This is a genomic window from Pseudomonas sp. LB3P58 (assembly GCF_054897895.1).
In genome coordinates, this window is sequence record NZ_JBUBVE010000001.1 from 2,776,872 (window position 1) to 2,801,216 (window position 24,345).

The 24,345-nt window shown below is 58.6% G+C and carries 21 protein-coding genes; 18 read left to right on the forward strand and 3 right to left on the reverse strand.

Features of this window, described 5'->3' with window-relative positions; all coding sequences use genetic code 11:
- Nucleotides 1–353: 353 nt before the first annotated feature.
- The 6 genes from ACYZTZ_RS12950 to ACYZTZ_RS12975 all read left to right on the forward strand — a co-directional run bounded on the left by ACYZTZ_RS12950 (nucleotide 354) and on the right by ACYZTZ_RS12975 (nucleotide 5,568).
- Nucleotides 354–1,130 carry an ABC transporter substrate-binding protein gene (locus ACYZTZ_RS12950; RefSeq protein WP_046047038.1) on the forward strand — a complete coding sequence of 259 codons (777 nt, stop codon included), beginning with the start codon at nucleotides 354–356 and terminating at the stop codon, nucleotides 1,128–1,130.
- A gap of 90 nt (nucleotides 1,131–1,220) precedes the next feature.
- Nucleotides 1,221–1,910 carry an ABC transporter permease gene (locus ACYZTZ_RS12955; protein WP_046047037.1) on the forward strand — a complete coding sequence of 230 codons (690 nt, stop codon included), beginning with the start codon at nucleotides 1,221–1,223 and terminating at the stop codon, nucleotides 1,908–1,910.
- A 14-nt stretch (nucleotides 1,911–1,924) separates the two neighbouring features.
- Complete coding sequence (locus ACYZTZ_RS12960) at nucleotides 1,925–2,623, forward strand: ABC transporter permease (RefSeq protein ID WP_056746042.1); 699 nt, start codon at nucleotides 1,925–1,927, stop codon at nucleotides 2,621–2,623.
- Nucleotides 2,624–2,631: 8 nt separating this feature from the next.
- Nucleotides 2,632–3,744 (forward strand): succinylglutamate desuccinylase/aspartoacylase family protein, encoded by a 1,113-nt coding sequence (locus ACYZTZ_RS12965; RefSeq protein ID WP_461998476.1) that lies wholly within the window; start codon nucleotides 2,632–2,634, stop codon nucleotides 3,742–3,744.
- An 18-nt stretch (nucleotides 3,745–3,762) separates the two neighbouring features.
- Complete coding sequence (locus tag ACYZTZ_RS12970) at nucleotides 3,763–4,527, forward strand: ABC transporter ATP-binding protein (protein WP_415767547.1); 765 nt, start codon at nucleotides 3,763–3,765, stop codon at nucleotides 4,525–4,527.
- 120 nt (nucleotides 4,528–4,647) lie between these two features.
- Complete coding sequence (locus ACYZTZ_RS12975) at nucleotides 4,648–5,568, forward strand: MurR/RpiR family transcriptional regulator (protein WP_046047033.1); 921 nt, start codon at nucleotides 4,648–4,650, stop codon at nucleotides 5,566–5,568.
- An 11-nt stretch (nucleotides 5,569–5,579) separates the two neighbouring features.
- On the opposite strand, the gene ACYZTZ_RS12980 is transcribed toward ACYZTZ_RS12975, so the two are convergent.
- Entirely contained in the window at nucleotides 5,580–6,503 is a 924-nt protein-coding gene (locus tag ACYZTZ_RS12980; RefSeq protein WP_461998477.1) for a helix-turn-helix domain-containing protein, read from the reverse strand.
- Nucleotides 6,504–6,664: 161 nt separating this feature from the next.
- Between ACYZTZ_RS12980 and ACYZTZ_RS12985 the strand changes: the two genes are divergently transcribed.
- The 7 genes from ACYZTZ_RS12985 (at nucleotide 6,665) to ACYZTZ_RS13015 (ending at nucleotide 14,162) form a co-directional block, all read left to right on the forward strand.
- Nucleotides 6,665–8,023 carry a glutamine synthetase family protein gene (locus ACYZTZ_RS12985; protein WP_461998478.1) on the forward strand — a complete coding sequence of 453 codons (1,359 nt, stop codon included), beginning with the start codon at nucleotides 6,665–6,667 and terminating at the stop codon, nucleotides 8,021–8,023.
- Between the two features lie 150 nt (nucleotides 8,024–8,173).
- Nucleotides 8,174–9,262 carry a polyamine ABC transporter substrate-binding protein gene (locus ACYZTZ_RS12990; RefSeq protein ID WP_461998479.1) on the forward strand — a complete coding sequence of 363 codons (1,089 nt, stop codon included), beginning with the start codon at nucleotides 8,174–8,176 and terminating at the stop codon, nucleotides 9,260–9,262.
- Nucleotides 9,259–10,560 (forward strand): NAD(P)/FAD-dependent oxidoreductase, encoded by a 1,302-nt coding sequence (locus tag ACYZTZ_RS12995; protein ID WP_461998480.1) that lies wholly within the window; start codon nucleotides 9,259–9,261, stop codon nucleotides 10,558–10,560. The genes ACYZTZ_RS12990 and ACYZTZ_RS12995 overlap by 4 nt, the downstream gene beginning before the upstream one ends.
- A gap of 138 nt (nucleotides 10,561–10,698) precedes the next feature.
- Nucleotides 10,699–11,295 carry a paraquat-inducible protein A gene (locus ACYZTZ_RS13000; RefSeq protein WP_461998481.1) on the forward strand — a complete coding sequence of 199 codons (597 nt, stop codon included), beginning with the start codon at nucleotides 10,699–10,701 and terminating at the stop codon, nucleotides 11,293–11,295.
- A complete protein-coding gene (locus tag ACYZTZ_RS13005; protein WP_461998483.1) occupies nucleotides 11,292–11,948 on the forward strand; it encodes a paraquat-inducible protein A in 657 nt (218 codons plus the stop codon). Before ACYZTZ_RS13000 ends, ACYZTZ_RS13005 begins: the two co-directional genes overlap by 4 nt.
- Nucleotides 11,929–13,584, forward strand: coding sequence for a PqiB family protein (locus ACYZTZ_RS13010; protein ID WP_461998484.1), 1,656 nt, complete (start codon nucleotides 11,929–11,931; stop codon nucleotides 13,582–13,584). The genes ACYZTZ_RS13005 and ACYZTZ_RS13010 overlap by 20 nt, the downstream gene beginning before the upstream one ends.
- Nucleotides 13,585–13,601: 17 nt before the next feature.
- On the forward strand, nucleotides 13,602–14,162 hold the full coding sequence (locus ACYZTZ_RS13015; protein ID WP_461998485.1) for a PqiC family protein: 561 nt from the start codon (nucleotides 13,602–13,604) through the stop codon (nucleotides 14,160–14,162).
- A 5-nt stretch (nucleotides 14,163–14,167) separates the two neighbouring features.
- Here the strand turns inward: ACYZTZ_RS13015 and ACYZTZ_RS13020 are convergent, their stop codons facing one another.
- Nucleotides 14,168–15,439, reverse strand: coding sequence for a sensor histidine kinase (locus ACYZTZ_RS13020; protein ID WP_461998486.1), 1,272 nt, complete (start codon nucleotides 15,437–15,439; stop codon nucleotides 14,168–14,170).
- Between the two features lie 237 nt (nucleotides 15,440–15,676).
- Here ACYZTZ_RS13020 and pmrG point away from each other — a divergent pair, with 237 nt between their 5' ends.
- Nucleotides 15,677–16,357: a lipopolysaccharide core heptose(II)-phosphate phosphatase PmrG gene (gene pmrG / locus ACYZTZ_RS13025; RefSeq protein WP_461998487.1), complete on the forward strand. Its 681-nt coding sequence runs from the start codon at nucleotides 15,677–15,679 to the stop codon at nucleotides 16,355–16,357.
- 186 nt (nucleotides 16,358–16,543) lie between these two features.
- The gene (gene arnT / locus ACYZTZ_RS13030; RefSeq protein WP_461998488.1) at nucleotides 16,544–18,265 is read left to right on the forward strand and encodes a lipid IV(A) 4-amino-4-deoxy-L-arabinosyltransferase; all 1,722 of its coding nucleotides are present in this window, start codon (nucleotides 16,544–16,546) and stop codon (nucleotides 18,263–18,265) included.
- 61 nt (nucleotides 18,266–18,326) lie between these two features.
- Here arnT and secF read toward each other — a convergent pair whose 3' ends face one another.
- Nucleotides 18,327–20,900 carry a protein translocase subunit SecF gene (secF, locus tag ACYZTZ_RS13035; protein ID WP_461998489.1) on the reverse strand — a complete coding sequence of 858 codons (2,574 nt, stop codon included), beginning with the start codon at nucleotides 20,898–20,900 and terminating at the stop codon, nucleotides 18,327–18,329.
- Nucleotides 20,901–21,092: 192 nt separating this feature from the next.
- Here secF and ACYZTZ_RS13040 point away from each other — a divergent pair, with 192 nt between their 5' ends.
- The 3 genes from ACYZTZ_RS13040 (at nucleotide 21,093) to ACYZTZ_RS13050 (ending at nucleotide 24,344) form a co-directional block, all read left to right on the forward strand.
- Nucleotides 21,093–21,758, forward strand: a complete 666-nt coding sequence (locus ACYZTZ_RS13040; RefSeq protein WP_461998490.1) for a response regulator transcription factor — start codon at nucleotides 21,093–21,095, stop codon at nucleotides 21,756–21,758.
- Complete coding sequence (locus tag ACYZTZ_RS13045; RefSeq protein ID WP_461998491.1) at nucleotides 21,748–23,166, forward strand: sensor histidine kinase; 1,419 nt, start codon at nucleotides 21,748–21,750, stop codon at nucleotides 23,164–23,166. The genes ACYZTZ_RS13040 and ACYZTZ_RS13045 overlap by 11 nt, the downstream gene beginning before the upstream one ends.
- A 164-nt stretch (nucleotides 23,167–23,330) precedes the next feature.
- Nucleotides 23,331–24,344, forward strand: coding sequence for an iron ABC transporter substrate-binding protein (locus tag ACYZTZ_RS13050; protein ID WP_461998492.1), 1,014 nt, complete (start codon nucleotides 23,331–23,333; stop codon nucleotides 24,342–24,344).
- Nucleotide 24,345 lies beyond the last annotated feature (1 nt).

Here is a 24,345-nt window from a genome sequence, read left to right on the forward strand (position 1 = left end):
AGGCGAGGCACCGAACGAAAGGGGCAAGAACCCTTTGGTTACTTTGGGGTTCTTTTCCAAAGTGACCCGCCGTAAGGGCGGAACCCTAAGCAGCCGTGACCGCAAAAACGGATATGCACCCCAAGCTTAAGTGAACAGCATTACATCAATAGCCTGCCTGGCGCCTGAACATGCTCGTGATCACACGGGATCGCTGTGATTTTTTGCGCCATCGAATGACACGTTTATTTTCATACCATTGCATTATGAAATAAAACATGTCATTTATAGCCACACAAAATCATCAGGACTGATCCACCGTGCCAGATCGGATGGCCTGTACCACCCCAACGCCCCTCCAAGGAGTCAACAATATGAACAAGACAGAACTTCTAGGTGCTCTGGCACTGTGCGCCGCAAGCTTGCTGGCACACGCCGACGAAGACAGCCTGCGAATCGGTATCGAAGCCGCCTACCCGCCCTTCTCTTTCAAGACGCCGGAGGGCAACGTCAGTGGTTTCGACTACGACATCGGCAACGCCCTGTGCGAAGAAATGAAGGTCAAATGCGAGTGGGTCATCCAGGAATTCGACGGCATGATCCCATCGCTGAAAGTGCGCAAGATCGATGCCGTGCTGTCGTCGATGTCGATCACTGAAGACCGTATGAAATCGGTCGACTTCAGCAAAAAGTACTACCACACGCCCGGCAAGTTCGCGATGAAGGCCGGCAATGTGATCAACGACCCGCTGGTTGATCTCAAGGGCAAGAAGGTCGGAGTGCAACGCTCATCGACCTACGACCGTTTCGCCACCGAGCAGCTTGAAAAAGCCGGGGTCGAAGTGGTGCGCTACGGCTCACAAAATGAAGCCTTCCTCGATCTGGCGTCGGGTCGACTGGACGCGACGCTCGCCGACATCGTCAACACCGATGAGAGCTTCATCAAAACGCCAGCAGGCAAAGGCTTCGCGCTGGTGGGACCTGACATCAGCGACCCGAAATATTTTGGCCGAGGCGCCGGGATCGCGGTGCGTAAAGGCGACAGCGTGAACGTTGCACGTCTGAGTACAGCGATCGACGCCATCCGCGCCAACGGCAAGTACCAGCAAGTGATGGCCAAGTACTTCGCGTTCGATATCTACGGCGAATAAACCTTACCTGAAACCCTGTGGCGCCGGCCTCCTGCGGGCGCTTTGGGCTCGTCTCGCGCGCCTTTTGGCGCTCGTTTGAGGAACTTCATCATGCTTCACGGCTACGGATCGAGCATTCTCGATGGCGCCTGGCTGACCATTAACCTGGCCCTGACCTCCATGAGCATGGCGATTGCTTTGGGTCTGATCGGCGCGGCCTTTCGGTTGTCGCCACTGAAATGGCTGGCGATGCTGGGCGAAGGCTACACAACCCTGATTCGCGGTATTCCTGACCTGGTGTTGATCCTGCTGATCTTCTACGGCGGCCAGGATCTGGTGAACCGCATCGCCCTTGCGCTCGGTTACACCCGCTATATCGACATCAACCCCTTTATCGCCGGCGTCTGCACCATGGGCTTCATTTTTGGCGCCTATCTCTCGGAAACCTTTCGCGGCGCGTTTATGGCGATCCCTAAAGGTCAGGCTGAGGCTGGTGTGGCGTATGGCATGAGTGGCGGCCAGGTGTTCTGGCGGATTCTGGTGCCGCAGATGATTCGTTTTGCCATCCCGGGGTTCACCAACAACTGGTTGGTGCTGACCAAATCCACCGCGCTGATCTCGGTGATCGGCTTGCAGGACATGATGTTCAAAGCCAAGAACGCAGCGGACGCCACCCATGAGCCGTTTACGTTTTTCCTCGCGGTGGCGGCGCTGTATCTGATGCTGACCAGCGTGTCATTGCTGGTGCTGCGCTATCTGGAAAAACACTACTCGGTCGGCATCAAAGCCGCCGAATTGTGATTGGGAGCAACCCCATGATTCTCGACTACAACCTGATCTGGGAAAACCTGCCGCTGTATTTCAATGGCGCCTTGTTGACCCTCAAAGTCCTGCTGATTTCCCTGGCCTTCGGCCTGGTGCTGGCGATTCCGTTGGCATTGATGCGGGTGTCCCGATCGCCCCTGATCAACTTCCCTGCGTGGCTCTACACCTACGTGATTCGCGGCACGCCGATGCTGGTGCAATTGTTCCTGATCTATTACGGCCTGGCGCAGTTCGCAGCGGTACGTGAAAGCGCGCTCTGGCCGTACCTGTCCAGCGCAACCTTTTGTGCCTGCCTGGCCTTTGCGATCAATACCAGTGCCTATAGCGCGGAACTGCTGGCCGGCAGTCTGAAGGCCACGGCCCACGGCGAGATCGAAGCCGCCAAAGCCATGGGCATGTCGCGCTTTACCCTGTACCGCCGCATTCTGCTGCCGTCGGCCTTACGCCGGGCGTTGCCGCAGTACAGCAACGAAGTGCTGATGATGCTGCAAACCACCAGCCTGGCATCGATTGTCACCCTGGTGGACATCACCGGTGCCGCGCGTACGGTCAGTGCGCGGTTTTATCTGCCGTTCGAGGCGTTCATCACTGCCGGCCTCATCTACCTGGCCCTGACCTTCATCCTGGTTCGTCTGTTCAAGCTGGCCGAGCGTCGCTGGCTGGCGTACCTGGCACCGCGCAAGCACTAAGGAATTTTATGAAGCACATTGAATACCTGTTGCCGTGGAGTGCCTCGGGCACTGAACGCAAGCTGTCGCTGTTTCGTTTTGGCAGCGGGCCGCGCAAGGCCTACATTCAGGCATCCCTGCACGCCGACGAGTTGCCGGGGATGCGCGTGGCGGTTGAACTCAAACGACGTCTGCGGGTGCTGGAAGAACAAGGCCGACTGACCGGGGTGATCGAGCTGGTGCCGATGGCCAATCCGATCGGCATCGCCCAGATGTTCCAGGCCACCCATCAGGGGCGCTTTGAGTTTTCCAGCGGGAAGAATTTCAATCGCGACTTCCCTGAGTTGGCCGAAGCCGTGGCGGCGCTGCTGGAAGGAAAACTGGGAGACGATGTCGACGTCAACACCGCACTGATCCGCCGTGCCATGGCCGATGTCCTCGCCGACATGCCACCACCGATGTCGGAACTCGATGGCTTGCGCCGCCTGTTGCTGCAACATGCCTGTGACGCCGACGTGGTGCTGGACCTGCACTGCGATTTCGAGTCGATCATGCTGCTTTATGCCATGCCGCAAAACTGGCCGCGCTTGCGTTCGTTGGCCGCTCGACTCGGTGCCGGCGCCGCGCTGCTGGCCGAGGGTGCGGGCGGCAGTGCCTTCGATGAAGCCTGTGCGATCCCTTGGTTGCGGTTGGCCGAGCTCTTTCCTGAAGCCGATATTCCGCTGGCCTGTGTGGCCACCACCATCGAGTTGCGTGGCATGGCCGACACCGAACGCGAACAATGTGTCGATAGCGCCGAGGCCATTCTTGGCTACCTCGCCGAACAAGGCCTGATCAGCGGTGACTGGCCAGCAGCGCCACCGAACTGTTGTGAAGCGACGCCATTCGCCGGTGCGCAGTATGCCTATGCGCCGCATCCGGGGGTGGTGAGTTTTCTGCAACCGCTGGGTGCCCGGGTCAGGGTGGGCGATCCGCTGTTCGAAGTGCTGGATCCGCTGACCGATCGCCACAGTATCGTGCGCGCCAGCACCGACGGCATCCTCTATGCCCGAGAACGCCTGCGCTTTGCCCAGCCCGGTTTGTGGCTGGCCAAAGTCGCCGGTACCCGCCTCATTCGCCAGGGTCGCTTGCTCAGCGACTGATTCCAGAGAATAAAAACCATGTACAAACTTGAAGTTCAGGATCTACACAAAAGCTACGGCAGCCACCACGTGCTCAAGGGTGTGTCCCTGGAGGCGAAGGCCGGTGATGTGATCAGCCTCATCGGCTCCAGCGGCTCGGGCAAAAGCACTTTCCTGCGTTGCATCAACCTGCTGGAGCAGCCCAACGCTGGCAACATCGTGCTCAACGGCGAACAATTGAAACTGGTGACCAACAAACTCGGCGGGCTCAAGGCCGCCGAACCCAAGCAGCTACAACGCATGCGTTCGCGGCTGTCGATGGTGTTTCAGCACTTCAACCTGTGGTCGCACATGAGCGCTCTTGAAAACGTCATGGAAGCCCCAGTGCATGTGCTGGGCATAAGCAAAAAAGAAGCCCGGGAAAAGGCCGAGCACTACCTGAACAAAGTCGGCGTGGCGCACCGCATGGACGCCTGGCCGGCTCATATGTCGGGCGGCGAGCAGCAGCGTGTGGCGATTGCCCGCGCGCTGGCCATGGAGCCGGAAGTGATGCTGTTCGATGAGCCGACCTCGGCACTCGATCCCGAACTGGTCGGCGAAGTGCTGAAAGTCATGCAAGACCTCGCCCTCGAAGGCCGCACTATGGTGGTCGTGACCCACGAAATGGGTTTTGCCCGCGAGGTCTCCAATCAACTGGTGTTCCTGCACAAGGGTCAGGTCGAAGAACGTGGCGACCCGCGCGAAGTGCTGGTCAACCCACAGTCCGAACGCCTCCAGCAGTTTCTTGCCGGCAGCTTGAAGTAATCCGGCGCACGTTCTCGGCAGTCCTTTGTTCAGCGTTGCACACCAACGGTTGGCTTCGGATACACTCCAGCCAACCTTGTGCCACCCCTTCTCCAACCCTCAGGAAATGTTGAGCCGGATATGCCGACCCCATCGAAAAACACCACGGTCTATGCCGCACCGGTTATGCGCAAACTGGCGGAGATCGTTGGCGATTTGCAGCCGTCACTGCGCAAGGTGGCGGACTTTATCCTGCGTCACCCGCTGAGGGCCGCGACGCTGACCATCGAGGAGATGGCTCTCGAAACGTCCACCTCGCCAGCCGCGGTCAACCGTTTGGCCAAGGCCCTGAACCTGGGTGGCTACACCGGCATGAAGGCCGAGCTGGTCGCGACGTTGCAGCAAATGGTGTCGCCGGTCGACAAACTGCGTAACGAACTGGCGCATCGCCCTGGCGGCGCGTTTGGCCTGCATGAGCAAATCCAGAGCGCCAGCAGCAACCTCGCCACGGCGGCGACCAACAACCATGCAGACACCTTCGAAGCCTTCGTCACGCGCCTGACCACCGCGCGCAAAATCTACATTCTGGGCTTTGGCAACAGCGTCTACTTCGCCGGCCTCGCCGCCTCGACCCTGATGCCCTTCTGCGCCGACGCCACCGCCATCAGCATGGAAGGCGGCAACGAAAACGCCGCTTACCGTCTGGCCGCGATTACCGATCAGGATGTGTTGTTGGCGATCTCCCTGCCGCGCTATTCCCTCGACACCCTGCAACTCGCCCGTTTCGCCAATGAGCGTGGCGCCACAGTGCTGGCAATTACCGATTCACCCGCCTCGCCGCTCACCAGCATTGCCGAACACGTGCTGTTTGCTCCCGCCGACCATCCGGTGTTGACCAGTTCCAACATCGCGGTTCTTGCCTTGATCGAAGGCTTGGTGGCGGGCGTGATGGCGCGCAACAAGGAAGCCGTCAAGCTGGCGACCGAGCTGACCGAAAGCGTGATGGCTTACCTGCACATGCCGGGCAACAGCAAATCGGCGAAAGCCACAAAGCCGCGCTGACGTGTCCGGGCTTACCCGCGACCTGGTGCGCCACAGGGTTTGCGGGCGAGCGTCTGACTGGGAAGTTCGTTGAACAACGCCCGATAGCTGCTGGAAAATCGCCCCAAATGCCAGAACGACCAGTGCATCGCCACTTCGGCAACGGTGGTGTCCATCGCTGTGCGGCTGAGCAATTCGCGGCGTGCGCTGTTGAGTCGGCGCAAGCGCAGCCAATGGGTCGGGGTCATCCCGGTATACGCCTTGAACGCATGCTGCAACTGCCGCAACGAAACCCCGGCGACCTGCGAAAGCTCCAGCAGATTCAGGGTTTCCTCCGGGGCATCAGCCGCCCACTCACCGATGCGCTTCATCACCGAACGCTCTTCGGCGCGGCGCTGTAAGCCTCCGCGATCAAGGCAAACACACGCGTTGTCGAGGATGTACAGGCAGTCTTCCAGCAACTGCTGGGTCAACGCCTCCTTGCTCGGCGGATCGAGCGTCTGCCCCAGTCGGGTCAATGTCCCGCTGAGCCAGCGACTGAACAACGCGTTCTGCCCCGAATTCAGTGGCGCCATGAACAGGCCTTCGAGCCTGGCCACGTTCAAACCGTGACGCTGCACGAACTCCGGACCGAACACCACGGCGATTTCCTGGTAGTTCTCCGGGGTGATCCAGATGTTGCGGCTTTCGCCATTCAACACGTACAGCGCGTTGTCGCTGCGATCGAAACAGAACGCCAGCGAACCTTCGGGCGCGCTGAAATTCTGCTCGACCCGCGTGTTCATCTGTTCCTCGTAAATCTCCACGCCTTGCAGGTCCAGGTAGCGCACGCGCCCGGCGAAATGCCCCGGTGACATTTGTTGGTAATGCTGCACCCAACCCGGCGTGGCGCGGATTTGCTCGGCTACATCGGCGGTGTTGAACGCTTGGACTTGCAGGGGGTTGCACGTTGTCATGGGTGACCTTACGCACTCGTTTGGTGCGTTTTGGTGCTGCTGAAAGTGGATAGATGGAACGTCAAGGCTCGCCCAAGATAGTCGTCAACGCGCCACAGGGGAAGTGTGTGGTGGATGAAACCAGCCTCCCCGGCGTTAATAAAACCAATAACGAGGTCTTTATGAATGTCCCTTTCGATCAGCTGCTCACGTGGCTGAAAGATCACAAGATTACCGAAGTCGAGTGTGTGGTCAGCGACTTGACCGGCATCGCACGCGGCAAAATTGCACCCACCAACAAGTTCCTGCATGAGCGAGGCATGCGCCTGCCGGAAAGTGTGCTTTTGCAAACGGTAACCGGGGACTTTGTCGACGACGACATCTACTACGACCTGCTCGACCCGGCCGACATCGACATGGTGTGCAAGCCCGTCTCCGACGCGGTGTACGTGATTCCATGGGCCATCGAGCCCACCGCCATCGTGATTCACGACACCTTCGACAAGTTCGGCAACCCGATCGAGCTGTCACCGCGTAACGTGCTGAAAAAAGTCCTGCAGCTGTACACCGACAAAGGCTGGCGGCCGATTGTCGCGCCGGAAATGGAGTTCTACCTGACCCAGCGCTGCGAAGACCCGGACTTGCCGCTCAAGGCACCGCTGGGGCGTTCGGGCCGTGCGGAAAGTGGTCGTCAGTCGTTTTCCATCGACGCCGCCAACGAATTCGATCCGCTGTTTGAAGACGTGTACGACTGGTGTGAGCTTCAGGGCCTGGACCTCGATACCTTGATCCACGAAGACGGCCCGGCGCAGATGGAAATCAACTTCCGTCATGGCGACGCACTGGATCTGGCCGACCAGATCACCGTGTTCAAGCGCACCCTGCGCGAAGCGGCGCTCAAGCACAACGTCACCGCGACCTTCATGGCCAAACCGATTGGCGATGAGCCCGGCAGCGCCATGCATATCCACCAGAGCGTCGTGGACATCACCACCGGCCAGCCGATCTTTGCCGATGCCGACGGGCAGATGAGCGAGCTGTTCCTGCACCACATCGGCGGCCTGCAAAAGTACATCCCCAAAGTGCTGCCGATGTTTGCGCCGAACGTCAACTCGTTCCGCCGCTTCCTGCCGGACACCTCGGCGCCAGTGAACGTCGAATGGGGCGAAGAAAACCGCACCGTGGGCCTGCGTGTGCCGACCTCAACGCCGGACGCGATGCGCGTGGAAAACCGTTTGCCGGGCGCTGACGCCAACCCTTATCTGGCGATTGCAGCGAGCCTGTTGTGCGGGTATCTGGGGATGGTCGAGCGCATAGAGCCGAGTGCTGCGGTGCAAGGTCGTGCCTACGAGCGTCGCAATCTGCGCCTGCCGATCACCATCGAAGACGCTCTGACGCAGATGGAAGAATGCGAAACCATCGGCCGATATCTGGGTAACAAATTCGTCCGTGGTTATGTGGCGGTCAAGCGCGCCGAACACGAGAACTTCAAGCGCGTGATCAGCTCGTGGGAGCGAGAGTTCCTGCTGCTCAGCGTCTGAGATTTGTAGTGTCTATGACGGCCTCTTCGCGAGCAAGCCCGCTCCCACATTTGAAATGCGTACCCCTGTGGGAGCGGGCTTGCTCGCGAAGACGGCCTACCAAGCACCGAAGAAACGCCTGAAAAATCCAACAATTAGAAGAGGTGTCGTATGCGTCTATTGAAATCCGTGGCTCCAGTCGCACTGGCGTTGTTGTTCAGCGCCGTTGCACAGGCTCAGCCAACGGTCAGCGTCTACAACTGGACCGATTACATCGGCGAGACCACCCTCGTCGACTTCCAGGCGAAAAGCGGGATCAAGGTGATCTACGACGTATTCGATTCCAACGAAACCCTGGAGGGCAAATTGCTCGCTGGCCGCACCGGGTATGACGTGGTGGTGCCGTCCAACCACTTCCTCGCTCGCCAGGTGAAGGCTGGCGCGTTCCTGAAGCTCGATCGTTCGCAGCTGCCCAACTTCAAGAACCTCGACCCGAAACTGTTGGCGCTGCTGGAGAAAAACGATCCGGGCAACGAGCACTCGGTCCCGTACCTGTGGGGCACCAACGGTATCGGCTACAACGTCGACAAGGTCAAGCAAGTGCTCGGCATTGACCGCATCGATTCCTGGGCGGTGTTTTTCGAACCGGAGAATTTGAAAAAACTCAGTCAGTGCGGCGTGTCGATGATGGATTCGGCCGATGAAGTGTTCCCGGCGATCCTCAACTACATGGGCATGGACCCGCGCAGCGAGAATCCTGAGGATTACAAAAAGGCTGAAGCCAAGCTGTTGACCCTCCGCCCTTACATCACCTACTTCCACTCCTCCAAGTACGTGTCTGACCTGGCCAACGGCGACATCTGCGTAGCTTTCGGTTACTCGGGTGATGTGTTCCAGGCCGCGAACCGGGCCAAGGAAGCCAAGAACGGCGTGAACATCGCCTACGCGATTCCCAAGGAAGGCAGTAATTTGTGGTTCGACCTGTTGGCGATTCCCGCAGACGCCAGCAACCAGAAAGAGGCGCATGCTTTCATCAATTACCTGCTCGATCCGCAAGTGATTGCCAAGGTCAGTGCGTCGGTCGGTTACGCCAACCCTAACCCGGCGTCCAAGCAAGACATGGACCCTGAGCTGGTCAACAACCCTGAGGTTTACCCACCACAGGCAGTCCTCGACAAGCTCTACATTTCCACCACCCCGCCCCAGGCAATCATGCGTTTGATGACCCGTTCCTGGAGCAAAGTGAAGTCCAACCAATGAACCAGTACAGCAACGAACATGCTCGTTCCTATTACGCGGCATCGGCCAATGGAATGGCGCCCTACCCTACACTGGCCGAGGACCTTGAAGCCGATGTCTGTGTGATCGGCGGCGGCTTTACCGGCGTTAACACGGCGATCGAACTGGCGCAGCGCGGGCTCTCGGTGATTCTGCTGGAGGGCCGGCGAATCGGCTGGGGCGCCAGCGGGCGCAACGGTGGTCAGTTGATCCGCGGCATCGGCCACGACGTCAGCGGTTTTGCCCGTCATGTCGGTGAAGAAGGTGTGCGCTACCTTGAGCATGCGGGCGTCGAGTCGGTAGCGCTCGTGGGCAACCGCATTCGTGAGCACGGGATTGATTGCGACCTGCGCTGGGGGTTCTGTGAACTGGCCAATACTAAAGCGCAGTTCGCGGCGTTCAAGGCTGAGCAGCAAGGCCTTGCCGAATCGGGTTACGCCCACGAAACCCGACTCGTCGGGCCGGAGCAGATCCGTCAGCAAGTGGTGAACTCAGGCGTGTATGCCGGTGGTCTCGTCGACATGGGCTCGGGTCACTTGCACCCGCTCAATCTTGTCCTTGGCGAAGCGCTATTGGCGCAATCCCTCGGGGTGAAGATCTTCGAACAGAGCCCGGTGCTGGAGTTGATCCATGGCAGCACGGTGCAGGTTCGCTGTGCCGGCGGCACGGTGCGCGCCGGCAGTCTGGTGCTGGCGTGCAACGCTCACCTGGAAGAGCTCGAACCTAAGCTGAGCGGCAAGGTTCTCCCGGCGGGCAGCTACATCATCGCCACCGAACCGTTGGCGCCCGACGTTGCAGCGCAATTGATCCCGCAGAATCTGGCGCTCTGCGACCAGAAAGTCGGCCTGGATTACTACCGGCTCTCGGCAGACCGGCGTTTGCTGTTCGGCGGCGCCTGTCATTACTCCGGGCGCGATCCGGCGGACATCGAAGCTTACATGCGCCCACACATGCTCAAGGTCTTCCCGCAATTGGCCAACGTGCGCATCGACTATCAATGGGGCGGCAAGATTGGCATCAGCGCCAATCGTTTCCCGCAGGTCGGGCGCTTGAGCCAGCATCCGAACGTGTTTTACGCCCAGGGCTACTCAGGTCATGGCCTGAACGTGACCCACTGGTGCGCAAAGCTGTTGGGCGAAGCGATCCACGTCGGACACAGTCAGGGCTTTGACGTGTTCAGCGCCGTGCCGCACATGACTTTCCCCGGTGGACCCATGCTGCGCTCCCCGCTGCTGGCGCTCGGCATGTTCTGGTATCGCCTGCGCGAACTGCTCGGCTGACCGCCCAACTGATCGTTCCCACGCAGAGCGTGGGAACGATCTGTAACACCTCGTTCAGCCTTTAGATTTGCTCAATCGCTAGGCGCTTCTATATTGAGGAGGTGCTCTGACTTCCCTGCGTCCTGGCGAGTGCAGCCTATGGCTACGACTGACCCACTGATCATCTGCGAGCACTGCGACTGCGTGTATGAAAAAGTCACGCTCGCCAAACATCAGAAAACCCTGTGTACACGCTGCGGCGGCGTGCTTCAGCGCTATAACGGCCTGACGGTGGAACAACGTCTGGCGTTGACCTTCACCGCGTTGATGCTGTGGATTTTCGCCAACTTCTATCCCGTCATGAGCATCAGCCTCAAAGGCCTTAAAAACAGCGCAACACTCTGGGATTCGGTGCTGGCCCTGAGTCTGGGGCCGATCACTTTCATCGCCATGGTGGCGGCGATCGCGATGATCATCGCGCCGATGTTCCAGCTGTTGCTGCTTATCTGGGTCCTGAGCTTCGCCCTCGCCCACCAGCGCTCGCCCGGTTTCAGGTTCTGCATGCGCTGGCTGGAAACCCTCAGGCCCTGGAGCATGCTGGAGGTCTGTCTGCTGGGGGCGATGGTCGCGGTCATCAAACTCGCCGGATTGCTGGATGTGCTGCCCGGCATCGGCCTGTTTGCCCTGGCCATTCTCAGTCTGATGATGATCCGCATTGCCGGGCGCGACATCCGTGATCTATGGGACATCTTATGAACAGGCCCCCGGTGGCGAGTGAACTCAACCTGTGCCTGTGTCATAGCTGCGGCCTGGCCTGTGACATGACCGATGAACCTCACGAATGCACACGGTGCGGCGCGCCGCTGCATCGGCGCAAAACCAACTCATTGGCCCGGACCTGGGCCTACATGTTCACTGCCCTGGCGTTTTACGTCCCGGCTAATCTGCTGCCAGTGATGAACACCAAGATGGTCGGAAACGGCGCCGATAGCACGATCATGAGCGGTGTAGTGGAGTTCTGGCAGCACGGCGCCTGGGACATCGCCCTGATTATTTTCATCGCCAGCATCGCGGTGCCGGGCATCAAGTTCGTCGCCCTGACGCTGTTACTGGTGACCGTTCAGCGTGACAGCCAATGGGCGAACAAGCAGCGGTCAACGCTGTACCGCTTCGTCGAGCTCATCGGTTACTGGTCGATGCTCGATGTGATCGTGGTTGCCCTGGTGGCCTCACTGGTGAAGTTTCAAGCCTTGGCCGATATAGAACCGCGCCCCGGCATTCTGTTCTTTGGCCTGGTGGTGGTCTTCACCATGCTCTCGGCAATGAGTTTCGATCCACGCCTGATCTGGGATAAAGAGCGGAAAAATCCGCAAAACGAGGAGGTCATGGATGAAGTCGCAAGCCACTGATGGGCCGCAAGCCCCCGGCCAGGCCCCTGTTAAAACCCGTCGTTTCAGCGTTTCGCTGGTATGGATCGTGCCGATCGTCGCGGTGCTGGTGGGGATTTCCCTGGTCGTACACACCATGTTGCAGGAAGGTCCGACCATTACCGTTATGTTCAAAACCGGTAGCGGCCTGACGGCCAACAAGACCGAGGTCAAATACCGCAACGTGGTGATCGGCCATGTCTCGGACGTGGAACTGAGCAGCGATCAGAAGAGCGTCAACGCCACCATCAAACTGTCCAAGCAGGCGGAAAGTTTCACCCGCGAAGACTCGGAATTCTGGGTTGTGCGTCCGCGTATTGGCGCGGGCGGGGTGTCGGGTATCGATACTCTGCTGTCCGGGGACTACATTGGCGCCGACATCGGCCAAGCCGACGCCCGCGCAAAAAACTTTACCGGCCTGGAAAACCCGCCGCCGATTACCTATGGCGAGCCGGGCAAGCGCTTCACCCTGCACACCGATGACCTCGGTTCGCTGGATATCGGCTCTCCGGTTTACTTCCGCAAGATTCCGGTCGGCCAAGTGGTGGCCTACGCCCTGAATGCCGACGGTAAAGGGGTCGATATCGAGATTTTCGTGCATTCGCCCAATGATGCCTACGTGACCGAAAACACCCGTTTCTGGAACGCCAGCGGCATCGACGTAAACGTCGGCGCCAACGGCTTTTCGGTGAAAACCGAATCGCTGTCATCCATTCTGGTGGGCGGTATCGCCTTCCGCGCTCCGGATTACAGTCCCAATGATCAACCGGCCGTAGAGGACAAAGCCTTCGATCTGTTCGAAGACCAGCTAACCGCCCTCGCCCCGCCCAGCGGCAAGGGGCAATTTTTGAGCTTGCGTTTCGATCAGGCCTTGCGCGGGCTCAAGGTCGGTGCGCCGGTGGAATTCCTTGGCATCGAGTTCGGCAGAGTCGTGGCGGTCAATCTGGATTTCGACGCAAAAAAACGCAGTTTCCCGGTCAATGTCGGCATCCTGATCTACCCGCAACGACTCGGCCAGGCCCACACCAAAATGCTCGAGGTGTTGAAGCATGATCCCAATGACGAAGCCGCTGGCGTACGCCTGATCGGCAGCTTCATCGAAAACGGCCTGCGGGCCCAGGCCAGGAGCGGCAATCTGTTGACCGGTCAGCTCTACATTGCGCTCGACTTCTACCCCAAAGCGGAGAAAGTCGTGTTCGATCCAACCGCCCGTCCAGTCTCCATCCCAACCGTTCCTGGCAGCCTCGAACAATTGCAGGAAAAACTGGAGGGCATGGTCAACAAGATCAACCAACTACCGATCGAGCGAATTGCCGGCAACCTGGACAGCAACCTCGTCGAACTGCGCAAAGGCCTCGCACAGTTCAACGCCAAGACCCTGCCCGGCGTGCAGACTACGCTGGCGGATGTCAGCAAGACGCTGCAATCGGCCAGTTCGACCTTGGCCGAAGACTCGCCGCAACGCGAACAATTAGGTCAGACCCTCGACGAACTCGGGCGCATGTCGCGCTCCTTGCGTGAACTCTCGGATTACCTGGGACGGCATCCGGAATCGCTGATTCGCGGTCGTCCCGACAATGCCGCGCCGATGGACCTGCAGGGGCCGCCGCGCAAATGACCACAGGAGCATCACTCATGGTTTATCCGCTGAAGATCAGCTTGGTCACTGCATTGTTGCTACTCACCGCGTGCCGCAGTGAGCCGATTCAATTCCACACCCTGACCCCGGCCCAACCGAGCAGCAATTCAAGGACCAGCACTGCGGATATCCAGATCGAGGGGCTCAGCGTCCCTCCTCAGGTCGACCGCCCGCAGATCGTCATTCGCCAGGGCAACAGTGGCATGGCGATCCTCGAAACCGAGTGGTGGGGCGCGAGCCTGTCGGATGAATTGCGCACTGCCCTGGCGGACCAACTGGTCAACAGTAATCCCCAGCGCAAAATGTCGGTGCGCCTGGACGTGCAACGGTTTGACTCGATCCCCGGCCAATACGCGCTGATTGACGTCAAATGGCGCCTGCGCAACCTCGGCGAAAGCGATAACGCGCTGGTCACGTGCCGAAGCACTTTGCAAACACCTTCAGGGCCGTCCATCGATGAACTGGTAGCGGCTCAGCAGAGCAACGTCAAGCGCTTGGCCGCGTTGATCAGTCAGGCCGCCGCCGGAACACCGAGAGGCTGTCCATCGGCTCAGTAAAAGGTTTACTCGCGGTCCAGCTCAACGGTGAAACAACAACCGTTGGGCTGGCCGCTACTGAGTTGTACTCGCCAGTTCTGATTGCTGCAGATCCGTTGTACCAGTGAAAGGCCCAACCCCAACCCTTCACCTCGACTCTCGTCACCGCGCACGAACGGCTGAAATATCGCATGGCGTTCTTCTTCCGGGATGCCTATGCCGCTGTCTTCGATAATGAAGCCGTGTTCACGCAGGGTCAGTCGAATGTGGCCTTGATCCGTGTAGTGCCAGGCATTTCGCAACAAATTGCCCATGACCGATTGCAGGAACGTCAGGTTATGACGATCCGACGAAACGTGCTCGATGTCGTAAATGAATTCGATGCCCTTCTCCCGGATCAGTCGCCCCCAGATTTCAACCAGCGCATCGGCGACTTCTTTGAGGGTGGCATTCGCCTCCGAACCGGAATCCTCTCGAGCGCGAGCCAGCATCAAAAACGTTTCGACCAATTGACGCATTTCGTCGGTGGCCCGGGCGATTCGGCTGACCTGAGCCGCGGAACGAGGGTCCAGCGAGGGATTGCTCAGCAAAAGCTCACAGGAGCCGCCCAGCACCATCAGCGGTGTACGCAATTCGTGACTGACATCACTGGTGAAGAGTTTTTCCCGGCCCAGTGCTGCGCGCAGACGTCCCAGGGTCTGGTCAAAGGACTGCGCCAGCTCTCCCACCTCATCAGCCGCATAGTCGGGTCGAAGCGGCGACGCGAGGTCCAATAGTTGATCGCGATGACGCACCTGGCGCGCCAGGCGAATCACCGGAGCCATCACACGCCGAGCCAATAACCGGCCCAGCAGAATCGCCAGCAGAATGCTCAAAACGAAACCGACCATGACGATACCAAACAACATCCGCTCGCGCTGTTCGAGGCTTTGCTGATCGCGCAGCAACACATACTTGCGTCCATCCACGACCTCGACCATCGCGTAGAAATCGGCGCCGTGATACAGGATTTCCTGAAATCCAAGACGTAGCGATTCCAGCTGCGAATCAAGCGCCATGAGGCCCTTCCCTCCCTGGGTAAAAAACAGCTCGTCTTTTTCCGGTTGATGGGTCCACTGACCGGGATTGTCCATCGACAGCAGACGGTGCATCCCTCCTGCCAATCGTGTCGTCGTGAGCTTTCGTTCAACCACGTGCACTGTTGCGACGATGCCCACCGCAAATACGCCCGCCACCAACGCGCTCATCAGGGCGAATACGATGACGATCCTTTTCGTCAGGCTCTGTTTGAAATCCATTCTTTGTTTCCACTAGCAAGGTGTAAAAGATAAGAGTTCGCAAACATAAACTAACTAGACGCTGCCCATAATCCGTGCAAATTTTTCACATCCATTTCACTTGTCCCACACCTGCCGATATTTAGCCTCTCTTATACCACCTCAATTTTGAATCCGCGCTCTGGCTTGACTGATAGGTTACTCGTCATGGGCGTATTGTAAGTTATTCGCTATTGCGTACTGACGGGTAAATAAAACGTGATTAAATCTTCATTGCGCAAGCAGTTACCCAAGCGAGTCTTGAGCCCGCGGCTGACCAGACTGACGTTGTCGGCGGTGGCACTCATCGCTGTGGCGTTAGTGACGGGTTTTGTCTTGTGGCCAAGATCGCCGGTCAATCTGGGCACGACCGGATCCGACGCTACTACGCGCTTGATCAATCAGTGGCAAGCAGGCGAGATCATCGTACTGGTTCGCCATACCGAGCGCTGCGACCGCTCCGCCAATCCTTGCCTGGGCCCGGCCGACGGCATTACCCGAGTCGGCAGCGATGCCGCCGTGGCCGTGGGCCAAGGGTTCCAGCGCCTGGGTATGGACCAGACCGATGTCTTGAGCAGCCCGGTCACCCGTACGGCACAAACCTCGCATTCCATGTTTGGCAAAGACGCAATGACCCAGGAATGGTTGGCCAGCTGTGGCAAAACCCTGCGTAATGATGTGGTGGCGCACAAGCGTGCCCAGCACAATCTGGTGCTGGTGACACACAGCGGTTGCATCAGCGATTTCGAAGCCCAGACCGGTTTTAAACACGCGGCTTCGAGTGAGTATGGCAGTTCGTTATTTGTCCGTATTGATGCCAATGGTCAGCTGCAAGTACTCGGCATACTTAATGCCGGTGATTGGCACTCCTTGTTTAAAGACCCGTGGATCAAGCAATAAGTTTGCAGTCTTGATGAGCGGACCCTCGATAAAAGCTCTCAGCGCTCGTCGCAACTAACAAATACATGACCTGATGTTTGCAGTTCGGATCAGTATTGATTTACGACACAGATAAAGTTCCGCGCACGCTGAAATGCCCTGCGCACGTCCCCCTCCGAGCAACCTCTGCTGCGCCAAGGTCGAATCATGACACCTGATAACTTGCGGTCCTACGCTGCTGACGATTTACTGCGCCCCGCTGTCCAGACCTCCACCCTCACCGAACGCTGGGCCCTACCTGCGTTGCTGCTGGCGTTTTTGGTGTTTTATCTCTTGCCCCTGATGTCCCATGGACTGTGGACGCCAGACGAAACCCGTTATGGCCAGATCAGCCAGGAAATGCTGTTGAGCGGGAACTGGACCTCCCCGCATTTCATGGGCATTCGCTACTTCGAGAAGCCGATCGCCGGGTACTGGATGATCGCCATCGCGCAGGCCATTTTTGGCGACAACCTGTTCGGGGTGCGTATCGTCTCGGCACTGAGCACAGGACTGAGTGTCTGGCTGACGTACCTGATGGCCAGCCGCTTATGGGGCGACCGGCGCAAAAGCGTTGCCTGCGCAATGCTGTACATGAGTTTCGGGCTGATCGCCGGTCAGGCCGGATATGCCAACCTCGATCCGCAATTCACGCTCTGGGCCAACCTGAGTCTGGTCTCGCTGTGGTTCGCCATTGATAGCCGTTCTTTGAGTCGTCGCCTCGGCGCCTGGGCGCTGTTGGGCGTTGCCTGTGGGATGGGTTTCATGACCAAGGGCTTTCTGGCGTGGCTACTACCGGCGTTGATCGCCCTGCCCTACATGCTCTGGCAACGACGCATGGGTGAGCTGTTGCGCTACGGGCCGTTGGCGGTGCTTGTCGCCATGGTGGTTTGTCTGCCGTGGGCGCTCGCAATCCACCATCAGGAACCGGATTTCTGGCGGTTTTTCTTCTGGAACGAACACATTCGCCGTTTCGCTGCCGATGATGCTCAACACGCTCGTCCGTGGTGGTTCTACCTGCCGCTGCTGGTCGTGTCGAGTTTGCCATGGGCTGCGTTGTTGCCCACGACATTCGTCCAGGCCTGGAAACAAAAACGCCAGCCAACGATCGGTTTCCTGTTGCTCTGGCTGCTGTTGCCACTGGGGTTCTTCAGCCTGAGCAGTGGCAAATTACCGACCTACATCATGCCGTGCCTGTTGCCCTTGGCGTTGCTGATGGGCCATGCACTGATGACGCTGCTGAACCAGGCACGAGGGCGCGCGATTCGCATCAACGGAGTGCTTAACACCGTCATCGCCACGTGCGCCCTGATCGCCTTGTTGTATTTGCAGGCCACCAAAGAGGTCTATGAAAACACCGAGATGTTCAGTTTGTCCCTGGTGTTTATCGTGTTGGTCGGCTGGATTATCGCCAATGCCTTGCAAGTCCTGCGTCCATTGGTGTTCTGGGGAGCGCCGGCGTTGGGTATCTGGCTGCTGGTTGCGTTGCTGCCTGCCGCGATGCCCGCCCAGATCGTCGATAGCAAGATGCCCGATCAGTTCATTGCCGAGCATCTGGATGCCTTGAGTCAGACGACCTCGTTGCTGAGCAACGATTTGGGGGCGGCGGCGGCCTTGTCCTGGCGCCTGAAGCGGCCGCAGATCGCTCTTTACAACACTGTCGGCGAGTTGAAGTACGGCCTCGACGATCCCGCGATGGAATCAAGAAAAGTGACCAAGGACAGTGTCGGCCAATGGATGACCGAGGCCCGCAAAAAAGGCGCGGTCGGCGTGGTGATGCGAGTCAACAGTGTCCAGGAAGTGCAAGAAGTCGAGTTGTTGCCCATCGATGGCAAGCGTTATGAGCGCGGCAATCTGGAGATTCTGATTTTCCCGCAAAGCCAACCCTGACAATACCGGCAAAAAAGAGAGGCCCTTGGGGCCTCTCGATTCATTCGGGTTTAACAAACTGTCAGTGCGCGCTTTTACTGGTGATCTTCGTCGACAAGGTATCCAGCGCCTCAGTGCAGGCTGCCAGGTCCGGCGACCCCGTCCTGACCTGCTTCAATGCCCGGTCCAATGACTTGTCGATCGAGGTCCAGCCTTCAGGATCGATCGCACGCAATTTTTCCTCGGCCTGATCCCAGGCACTCTCCAGGTCGGTGATCCGTGCGCGGGCACCCTTCATGTCGCCGCTGGCGAGCAGCTGTTGAGTGTCGGACAGAATGACCTTCAGGTAAGACAAATCGCCCATGGACCCCGCGGTCGCGGCCACCACTGAGGGGGCGGTACTGCTCTGCTTGTTTTCCAGCTTCGCCAGCAGGGTTTTCAACGCCTCTGCACAGGCTGCCGGATCTGGCTTACCCGAACGCAATTGCGACAGCGCGCGGTCAATTGACTTGTCGACGGAGGTCCAGTTAGCCGGAGACTTGGGTTGCAAGGTTTCTTCGGCCCGATCCCAGGCGGTTTCCAGGTCAGTGATCCGGGCCTTGGCTGCCTTTATATCTCCTGCATCCACTAAGCGGGCGGTGTCCACGGTGATTTGCCGGAAGTTCGACAAGTCTCCCAGGGAACCCGTATCGGTCGAAATACTGAGCGCCGACTTGCCTGCCGTTGCCTGGGCGGGAATCCACAACCACCCGCCCACACCAACCATACACACCGCCAGCAGCGCGCCAAGGAACGGCGTTGATGCCAGGTGCGGGACAGACCGAGGATTGATCTTCAAGGGTGATCCAGCCTTGGCCGGCCATAGCTGGCGGCGCGACAGGGTCAGCCAGATCGCACTGGAGATGAAAATTGACGACGCTGCACCTGATATCAGCCCCAGCACAAGTGCCAGCGAAAACATTTGCAACGGCTCACACGCGAACAAATAAAGGCAGGTCGACGCCATCACTACCGTCAGCACGGTGTACAGCGAACGCCCCAGGGTCTGGCGGATACTCAAGTTGATCAAACGCCACAAGGACACTGGATCGCCGGGCGGGGATTTTTTCACATTCTCGACGATGCGCCCGAAAATCACGATTTTGTCGTTCAGCGAGTAGCCGATAATCGTCAATAGGGCCGCGATGTAGGTGACGTCGACCTCAAACTTGAACAGCGAAAATATCGCCGAGACGATCAGAATATCCTGAACGATCGGCAGCAGTGTCGCCAGGGCGATGGCCCAGGAAAAGCGCAGGCCGATGTAAATCGCGATACTGGCGAACGCCGCAATCACGGCGTAGATCGCCCGGGTAGCGAAGTCTCGCGCTACGCCTGGGTCCGCGGTGTTCTCTTCGTATTCGACGCTCTGGTACTTGCCTTTGAATGCAGCAATGATTTGCTTCAGATCAGCCGGTTTGAGCACTTCATCGAAGCGCACGGCGATGTGTTGATTCTGTGCGCCGCCTACAGCCACCGTGGCCGGTATGGTGCCCGCCTCGGTCATGATTTGGGTGGCCGTTTGCTGAGTAATCGCCCGGTCAACGTCGATGTCCAGCGCGGTGCCTGCGGTGAAATCGATGTCCAGGTTCAGACCGTGAGCACGGTAGTACAGCGATCCGGCGACGATGGTCAGCAATGACACAAAAATCGCTGTTTTGCCCAGGCCAATGAAGTTGAAACTGCGGGCTGTGGTCGCGGGTGATTTGCCCTTGCCGATCAACCAGCGCTGGCTGACCCATTGAGTATCGGCCAGCCACAGAACTAGCCGGCGAACCAGGAAAAAATTGGTGGCGATGCTGATCACGATGCTCACCAGCATCGTCAGCGCAAAACCCTGGATCGGGCCAATGCCCGCCGCAAACAGGGCGATCATGGCCAGTGCGGTCACCAGGTTCGCGTCGCGAATTGTCGGCAGCGAGCCGTTGAAACCGTTTTGCACGGCCTCGCGCAATGACCGACCGAGGCCGAGTTCTTCACGAACGCGCTCCAGACAGATGATGCTGGCGTCTGCCGCCATGCCAATGCCCAGCACGAACGCGACCACCGCCGACAGCGATAAGGTCGCCCCCGAGGCTGTGAATACAATCAGCAATAACCAGAGGTAGACCACCGTACAAAACGCGGCAAGCAAACCGGCGATGCGATACAGACCCACCAGCAGCAGGAAAATACAGGCGATACCGATCAACCCCGCTTGTACCGTTTCCGCCAGAGCCGTCTTGCCCAGCACGCTGCCGACGGTCTGGGTGTATTTCTCCGTCAATAGGGTGGGCAGTCCCTGAGCGCTGCCGAGCAGGGAACGCGACTCCTCGGCAGACGTCAGGCCGGCCAGTTTGACCCGAATGTGGTTGGCGCCTTCAACCCGGATGTCCGGCTCGGTAATGCCGATGCTATCGGCGCGCTTACTCAGGATCGCGACCGTTTGCAAAAGGTCATCCTTTGAAACCTCGGTTTTGCCCGGCGCCGGGTTTACAACGTAATAAATCTCGTAACCACCGCGAAACTCCAGTCCGAAACGCACATGGGTGGCCAGGCTGGAAAATGTCGCGGCCACCAGACAGGCCAATAGCACCGTCAGGAAGATGAACGACAGACGTCGACTGGAAAGGCTCATAAGGGAAGTCCAGGTGAGAAATTGGAAGGCGAATCGAACCCGCAGGATCATCGTTCGCCACTGCCGGGCAGTCTAAAGAGGTGAAAATGAACCGCTTGTTAACGAAGCCACGTTATTGCGCGATGGCTTGCCAGCGCGTGGCGGACATGCAATGAATGCCCTCCTGCGCAACGCCCGGACAGGGAGCGAGTGATGAAAGTTCTGGTGGCTGAAGACAATGTTTTGCTGGGCAACAGCATCAAGCGCGGGCTTGAGGAAGAAGGCTGGGTGGTGGACCTGGCCAGGGACGGCAAAGAGGCGTTGTACTACGCGCAATCGAGCGAATACGACGTACTGGTGCTGGATTGGATGCTGCCGCACAGATCGGGCCTGGACGTGCTGAAGGAACTGCGCGGCATGGGCAACGAGGTGCCGGTGATCATGGTCACCGCCCGAAGTGAAGTGGCGGATCGGGTTCAGGGACTGGATCGCGGCGCCGACGATTACCTGACCAAACCGTTCGAAATGATCGAACTGGTGTCGCGCTTGAATGCGCTCTATCGACGCTCGATCGCCCGAGGCGCGAGATTGCTGTCTCTGGGCAATCTGAACATCGAACTCGACACGTTGCGGGTCAGCATCGGTGACCGACCGCTGGTACTGACGGGCATGGAATACGATCTGCTGGTGGCTTTGGCCGGCAAGGCCAATCAGTTGCAGACCCGCACGGTTTTGCTGGGGCTGCTCTATCCTTTTGACAGCGAGCCGGACAGCAACAGCCTGGACGTTCTGCTCAACCGTCTGCGGCGCAAGCTGACAGGTGCCAACGTCGAGATTGAAACCATTCGCGGCAAGGGGTTGATCCTTCGTGTGGCGTAGCCTGGCACTCAACATAAAAATTGCCATCACCTTGTTCCTGGTGCAGGCGTGCGTGTTACTGATCGGGTTTGTGTGGCTGAGTCATTGGGTGCAAACCACCCGCCTCGATGAATTGCGTCACCATCTCGATACCCAGTCGGATGTCATCGAATCATTGATCAGTGTCGAAGACGGTGATCTGGTCTATCAGCGCCACGGCGAGTTTGCCTCGGAACTGGATCACGATCACGACATGTACTTCGCACTGTCATCGATATCCGGTGCGCTGCTGCAAGACTCTCAAGGCCCGACTCCGCCCATGCGCGAATCACTTCGCCGCGCCATGAATCAGGTTCGGGCGGGCGGCGAAGAAACGTTCCTGTTCGACGTCGGTTACGAAAAATGGATTGCGCAGATGGGCGACCTTGAGCGCAATAGCCCCGAGGGACCGATGAAGGCCAGGCTGCTGGTGGCTAGCAACGCACAACCGGTACTTGATGCGGTCGCCGCCTTCAAACGCGTGGTGGCGCTTGCTGCATCGGGAATACTGTTGCTGACGACGCTCGGCAGTTTTTTCGTGGTGTCGTTCTCCACCCGAAACCTGCGCAGCTTCGCCCGACAACTGCGCACATTGAAGCCGCCGGAGTTCACCCGTCGAGTGGTGTTCGAGCCGCATTCGGCGGAAGAAAAGCTGCTGTTCGACAGCTACGCGCAAATGGAAACCGCGGTCCAGGAGGTGTTGGAGCGCCAACGGCTGTTTATCGCCAACGCCTCCCATGAACTCAAGACGCCGATCGCTGCGGTGACCTCGGCACTGGAGGTGATTCTGGCCCGGCCCCGACAGGCCGAAGACTACGCACAGACCTGCCGTGATGTACTGACCGAAATGCAAGTGCTCAAACGCCTGTCACTCGGCCTGCTGAACCTGGCAGAACTGGAAGGCACCGCAGACACCGCCGGGCAGTCGAGCGTGCTGAATGACAACGTACTCGATGCTGTCGAGCGTTGGCGTAAAGCGGCGGAACAAAAGCAGCTCAATCTTTCCCTACGGTCGCTCGACGATGCCGGGGGCCGGGTGATGGGCACTCAGGAACAGTGGGAAGTGGTCATCGGTAACCTGCTGGACAATGCCATCAAGTACACCGACCCGGGCGGTGAAATTAATGTACTCGTTGCGCACCACCCAGGCACTGGCTTCACAATCGACATTTGTGACAACGGCATGGGCATGTCCGCCGATGAACTCAAGCAACTGGGCCAGGTGTTCTTTCGCGCCGATGCAGCTCGCTCACAAACATCTTCGTTCGGGCTGGGCTTTGCCCATTGCAAACGCATTGTCGAAACACTCGGTGGCCACATCACCGTGCACAGCGCTCCAGGCAACGGCTCGCGAGTGACTGTCTCGGTACCCGAGCCACACGCCAAATGACAGGAATTAACGATTAAATTGACGTTTTTTTCTCATTTCAGGCACTACATTCGCCGCGTCTTAAACATGCAAATGATTCGTATTGATCTACACTCATCGACGACCTACCTCGTCGACGCTGTCGAATCTGCGCGCACGATTAAAAAAACAGGAGCTGCCGACGCATGAATGCCCATTTTCCCTCTTTCCTGAAAACCGCACTGCTGGCCACCGCTCTGCTGAGCGCCGGCCACGTATATGCAGCTGAGGCCGATGGCATTGTGGTCTACAACGCCCAACACGAAAGCCTGACCAAATCCTGGATCGAGGGCTTTACCAAGGAAACCGGGATCAAGGTCACCGTGCGCAATGGCGACGACACCGAGATGGGCAATCAGATCGTGCAGGAAGGTGCTGCCTCCCCGGCCGACGTGTTCCTGACCGAAAACTCCCCGGCCATGGTGCTGGTCGACAACGCGGGGCTGTTTGCGCCGGTTGCGCCGGCCACTCTGGAACAGATCGGCAATGCTTACCGCCCGGCCCATGGCAAATGGGTGGGGATCGCCGCGCGCTCCACGGTGTTTGTCTATAACCCGAGCAAACTGCCCGAAGCCGAACTGCCCAAGTCGCTGATGGACCTCGCTGGCCCGAACTGGAAAGGTCGCTGGGGCGCTTCACCGGCCGGTGCCGACTTCCAGGCCATCGTCGCCGCCGTGCTGGAACTCAAGGGTGAAGCCGCCACGCTGGAATGGCTCAAAGGGTTGAAGGCCAATGCCACGATCTATCGCGGCAACAGTGCGGTACTGAAAGCGGTCAACGCCGGGCAGGTCGACAGCGGCGTGATCTACCACTATTACAGCTTCGGCGACCAGGCCAAGACCGGCGAAAACAGCAAGAACACCGCCCTGCACTACTTCAAGCACAAGGATCCGGGCGCGTTTGTCAGCGTCTCCGGTGGCGGCGTGCTGGCGTCCAGCAAACACAAGGAACAAGCCCAGGCGTTCCTCAAATGGGTTACCGGCAAAGATGGCCAGGCCATCCTCAAAACCGGTAAATCGTTCGAATACGCGGTGGGCAAGAACGCTGAATCCAATCCAAAACTGGTGCCTTTGCAGCAACTCGACGCCCCGACAGTCGATGCTTCAAAACTCGACAGTAAAAAAGCCGTGGAGTTGATGACTCAGGCGGGACTGCTCTAAT

What these genes read in the sequence shown, in the direction of transcription:
- ACYZTZ_RS12950 (WP_046047038.1), top strand. Translation starts at nt 354, where the DNA reads ATGAACAAGACAGAACTTCTAGGTGCTCTGGCACTGTGCGCCGCAAGC.
- ACYZTZ_RS12955 (WP_046047037.1), top strand. Translation starts at nt 1,221, where the DNA reads ATGCTTCACGGCTACGGATCGAGCATTCTCGATGGCGCCTGGCTGACC.
- ACYZTZ_RS12960 (WP_056746042.1), top strand. Translation starts at nt 1,925, where the DNA reads ATGATTCTCGACTACAACCTGATCTGGGAAAACCTGCCGCTGTATTTC.
- ACYZTZ_RS12965 (WP_461998476.1), top strand. Translation starts at nt 2,632, where the DNA reads ATGAAGCACATTGAATACCTGTTGCCGTGGAGTGCCTCGGGCACTGAA.
- ACYZTZ_RS12970 (WP_415767547.1), top strand. Translation starts at nt 3,763, where the DNA reads ATGTACAAACTTGAAGTTCAGGATCTACACAAAAGCTACGGCAGCCAC.
- ACYZTZ_RS12975 (WP_046047033.1), top strand. Translation starts at nt 4,648, where the DNA reads ATGCCGACCCCATCGAAAAACACCACGGTCTATGCCGCACCGGTTATG.
- ACYZTZ_RS12980 (WP_461998477.1), bottom strand. Translation starts at nt 6,503, where the DNA reads ATGACAACGTGCAACCCCCTGCAAGTCCAAGCGTTCAACACCGCCGAT.
- ACYZTZ_RS12985 (WP_461998478.1), top strand. Translation starts at nt 6,665, where the DNA reads ATGAATGTCCCTTTCGATCAGCTGCTCACGTGGCTGAAAGATCACAAG.
- ACYZTZ_RS12990 (WP_461998479.1), top strand. Translation starts at nt 8,174, where the DNA reads ATGCGTCTATTGAAATCCGTGGCTCCAGTCGCACTGGCGTTGTTGTTC.
- ACYZTZ_RS12995 (WP_461998480.1), top strand. Translation starts at nt 9,259, where the DNA reads ATGAACCAGTACAGCAACGAACATGCTCGTTCCTATTACGCGGCATCG.
- ACYZTZ_RS13000 (WP_461998481.1), top strand. Translation starts at nt 10,699, where the DNA reads ATGGCTACGACTGACCCACTGATCATCTGCGAGCACTGCGACTGCGTG.
- ACYZTZ_RS13005 (WP_461998483.1), top strand. Translation starts at nt 11,292, where the DNA reads ATGAACAGGCCCCCGGTGGCGAGTGAACTCAACCTGTGCCTGTGTCAT.
- ACYZTZ_RS13010 (WP_461998484.1), top strand. Translation starts at nt 11,929, where the DNA reads ATGAAGTCGCAAGCCACTGATGGGCCGCAAGCCCCCGGCCAGGCCCCT.
- ACYZTZ_RS13015 (WP_461998485.1), top strand. Translation starts at nt 13,602, where the DNA reads ATGGTTTATCCGCTGAAGATCAGCTTGGTCACTGCATTGTTGCTACTC.
- ACYZTZ_RS13020 (WP_461998486.1), bottom strand. Translation starts at nt 15,439, where the DNA reads ATGGATTTCAAACAGAGCCTGACGAAAAGGATCGTCATCGTATTCGCC.
- arnT (WP_461998488.1), top strand. Translation starts at nt 16,544, where the DNA reads ATGACACCTGATAACTTGCGGTCCTACGCTGCTGACGATTTACTGCGC.
- secF (WP_461998489.1), bottom strand. Translation starts at nt 20,900, where the DNA reads ATGAGCCTTTCCAGTCGACGTCTGTCGTTCATCTTCCTGACGGTGCTA.
- ACYZTZ_RS13040 (WP_461998490.1), top strand. Translation starts at nt 21,093, where the DNA reads ATGAAAGTTCTGGTGGCTGAAGACAATGTTTTGCTGGGCAACAGCATC.
- ACYZTZ_RS13050 (WP_461998492.1), top strand. Translation starts at nt 23,331, where the DNA reads ATGAATGCCCATTTTCCCTCTTTCCTGAAAACCGCACTGCTGGCCACC.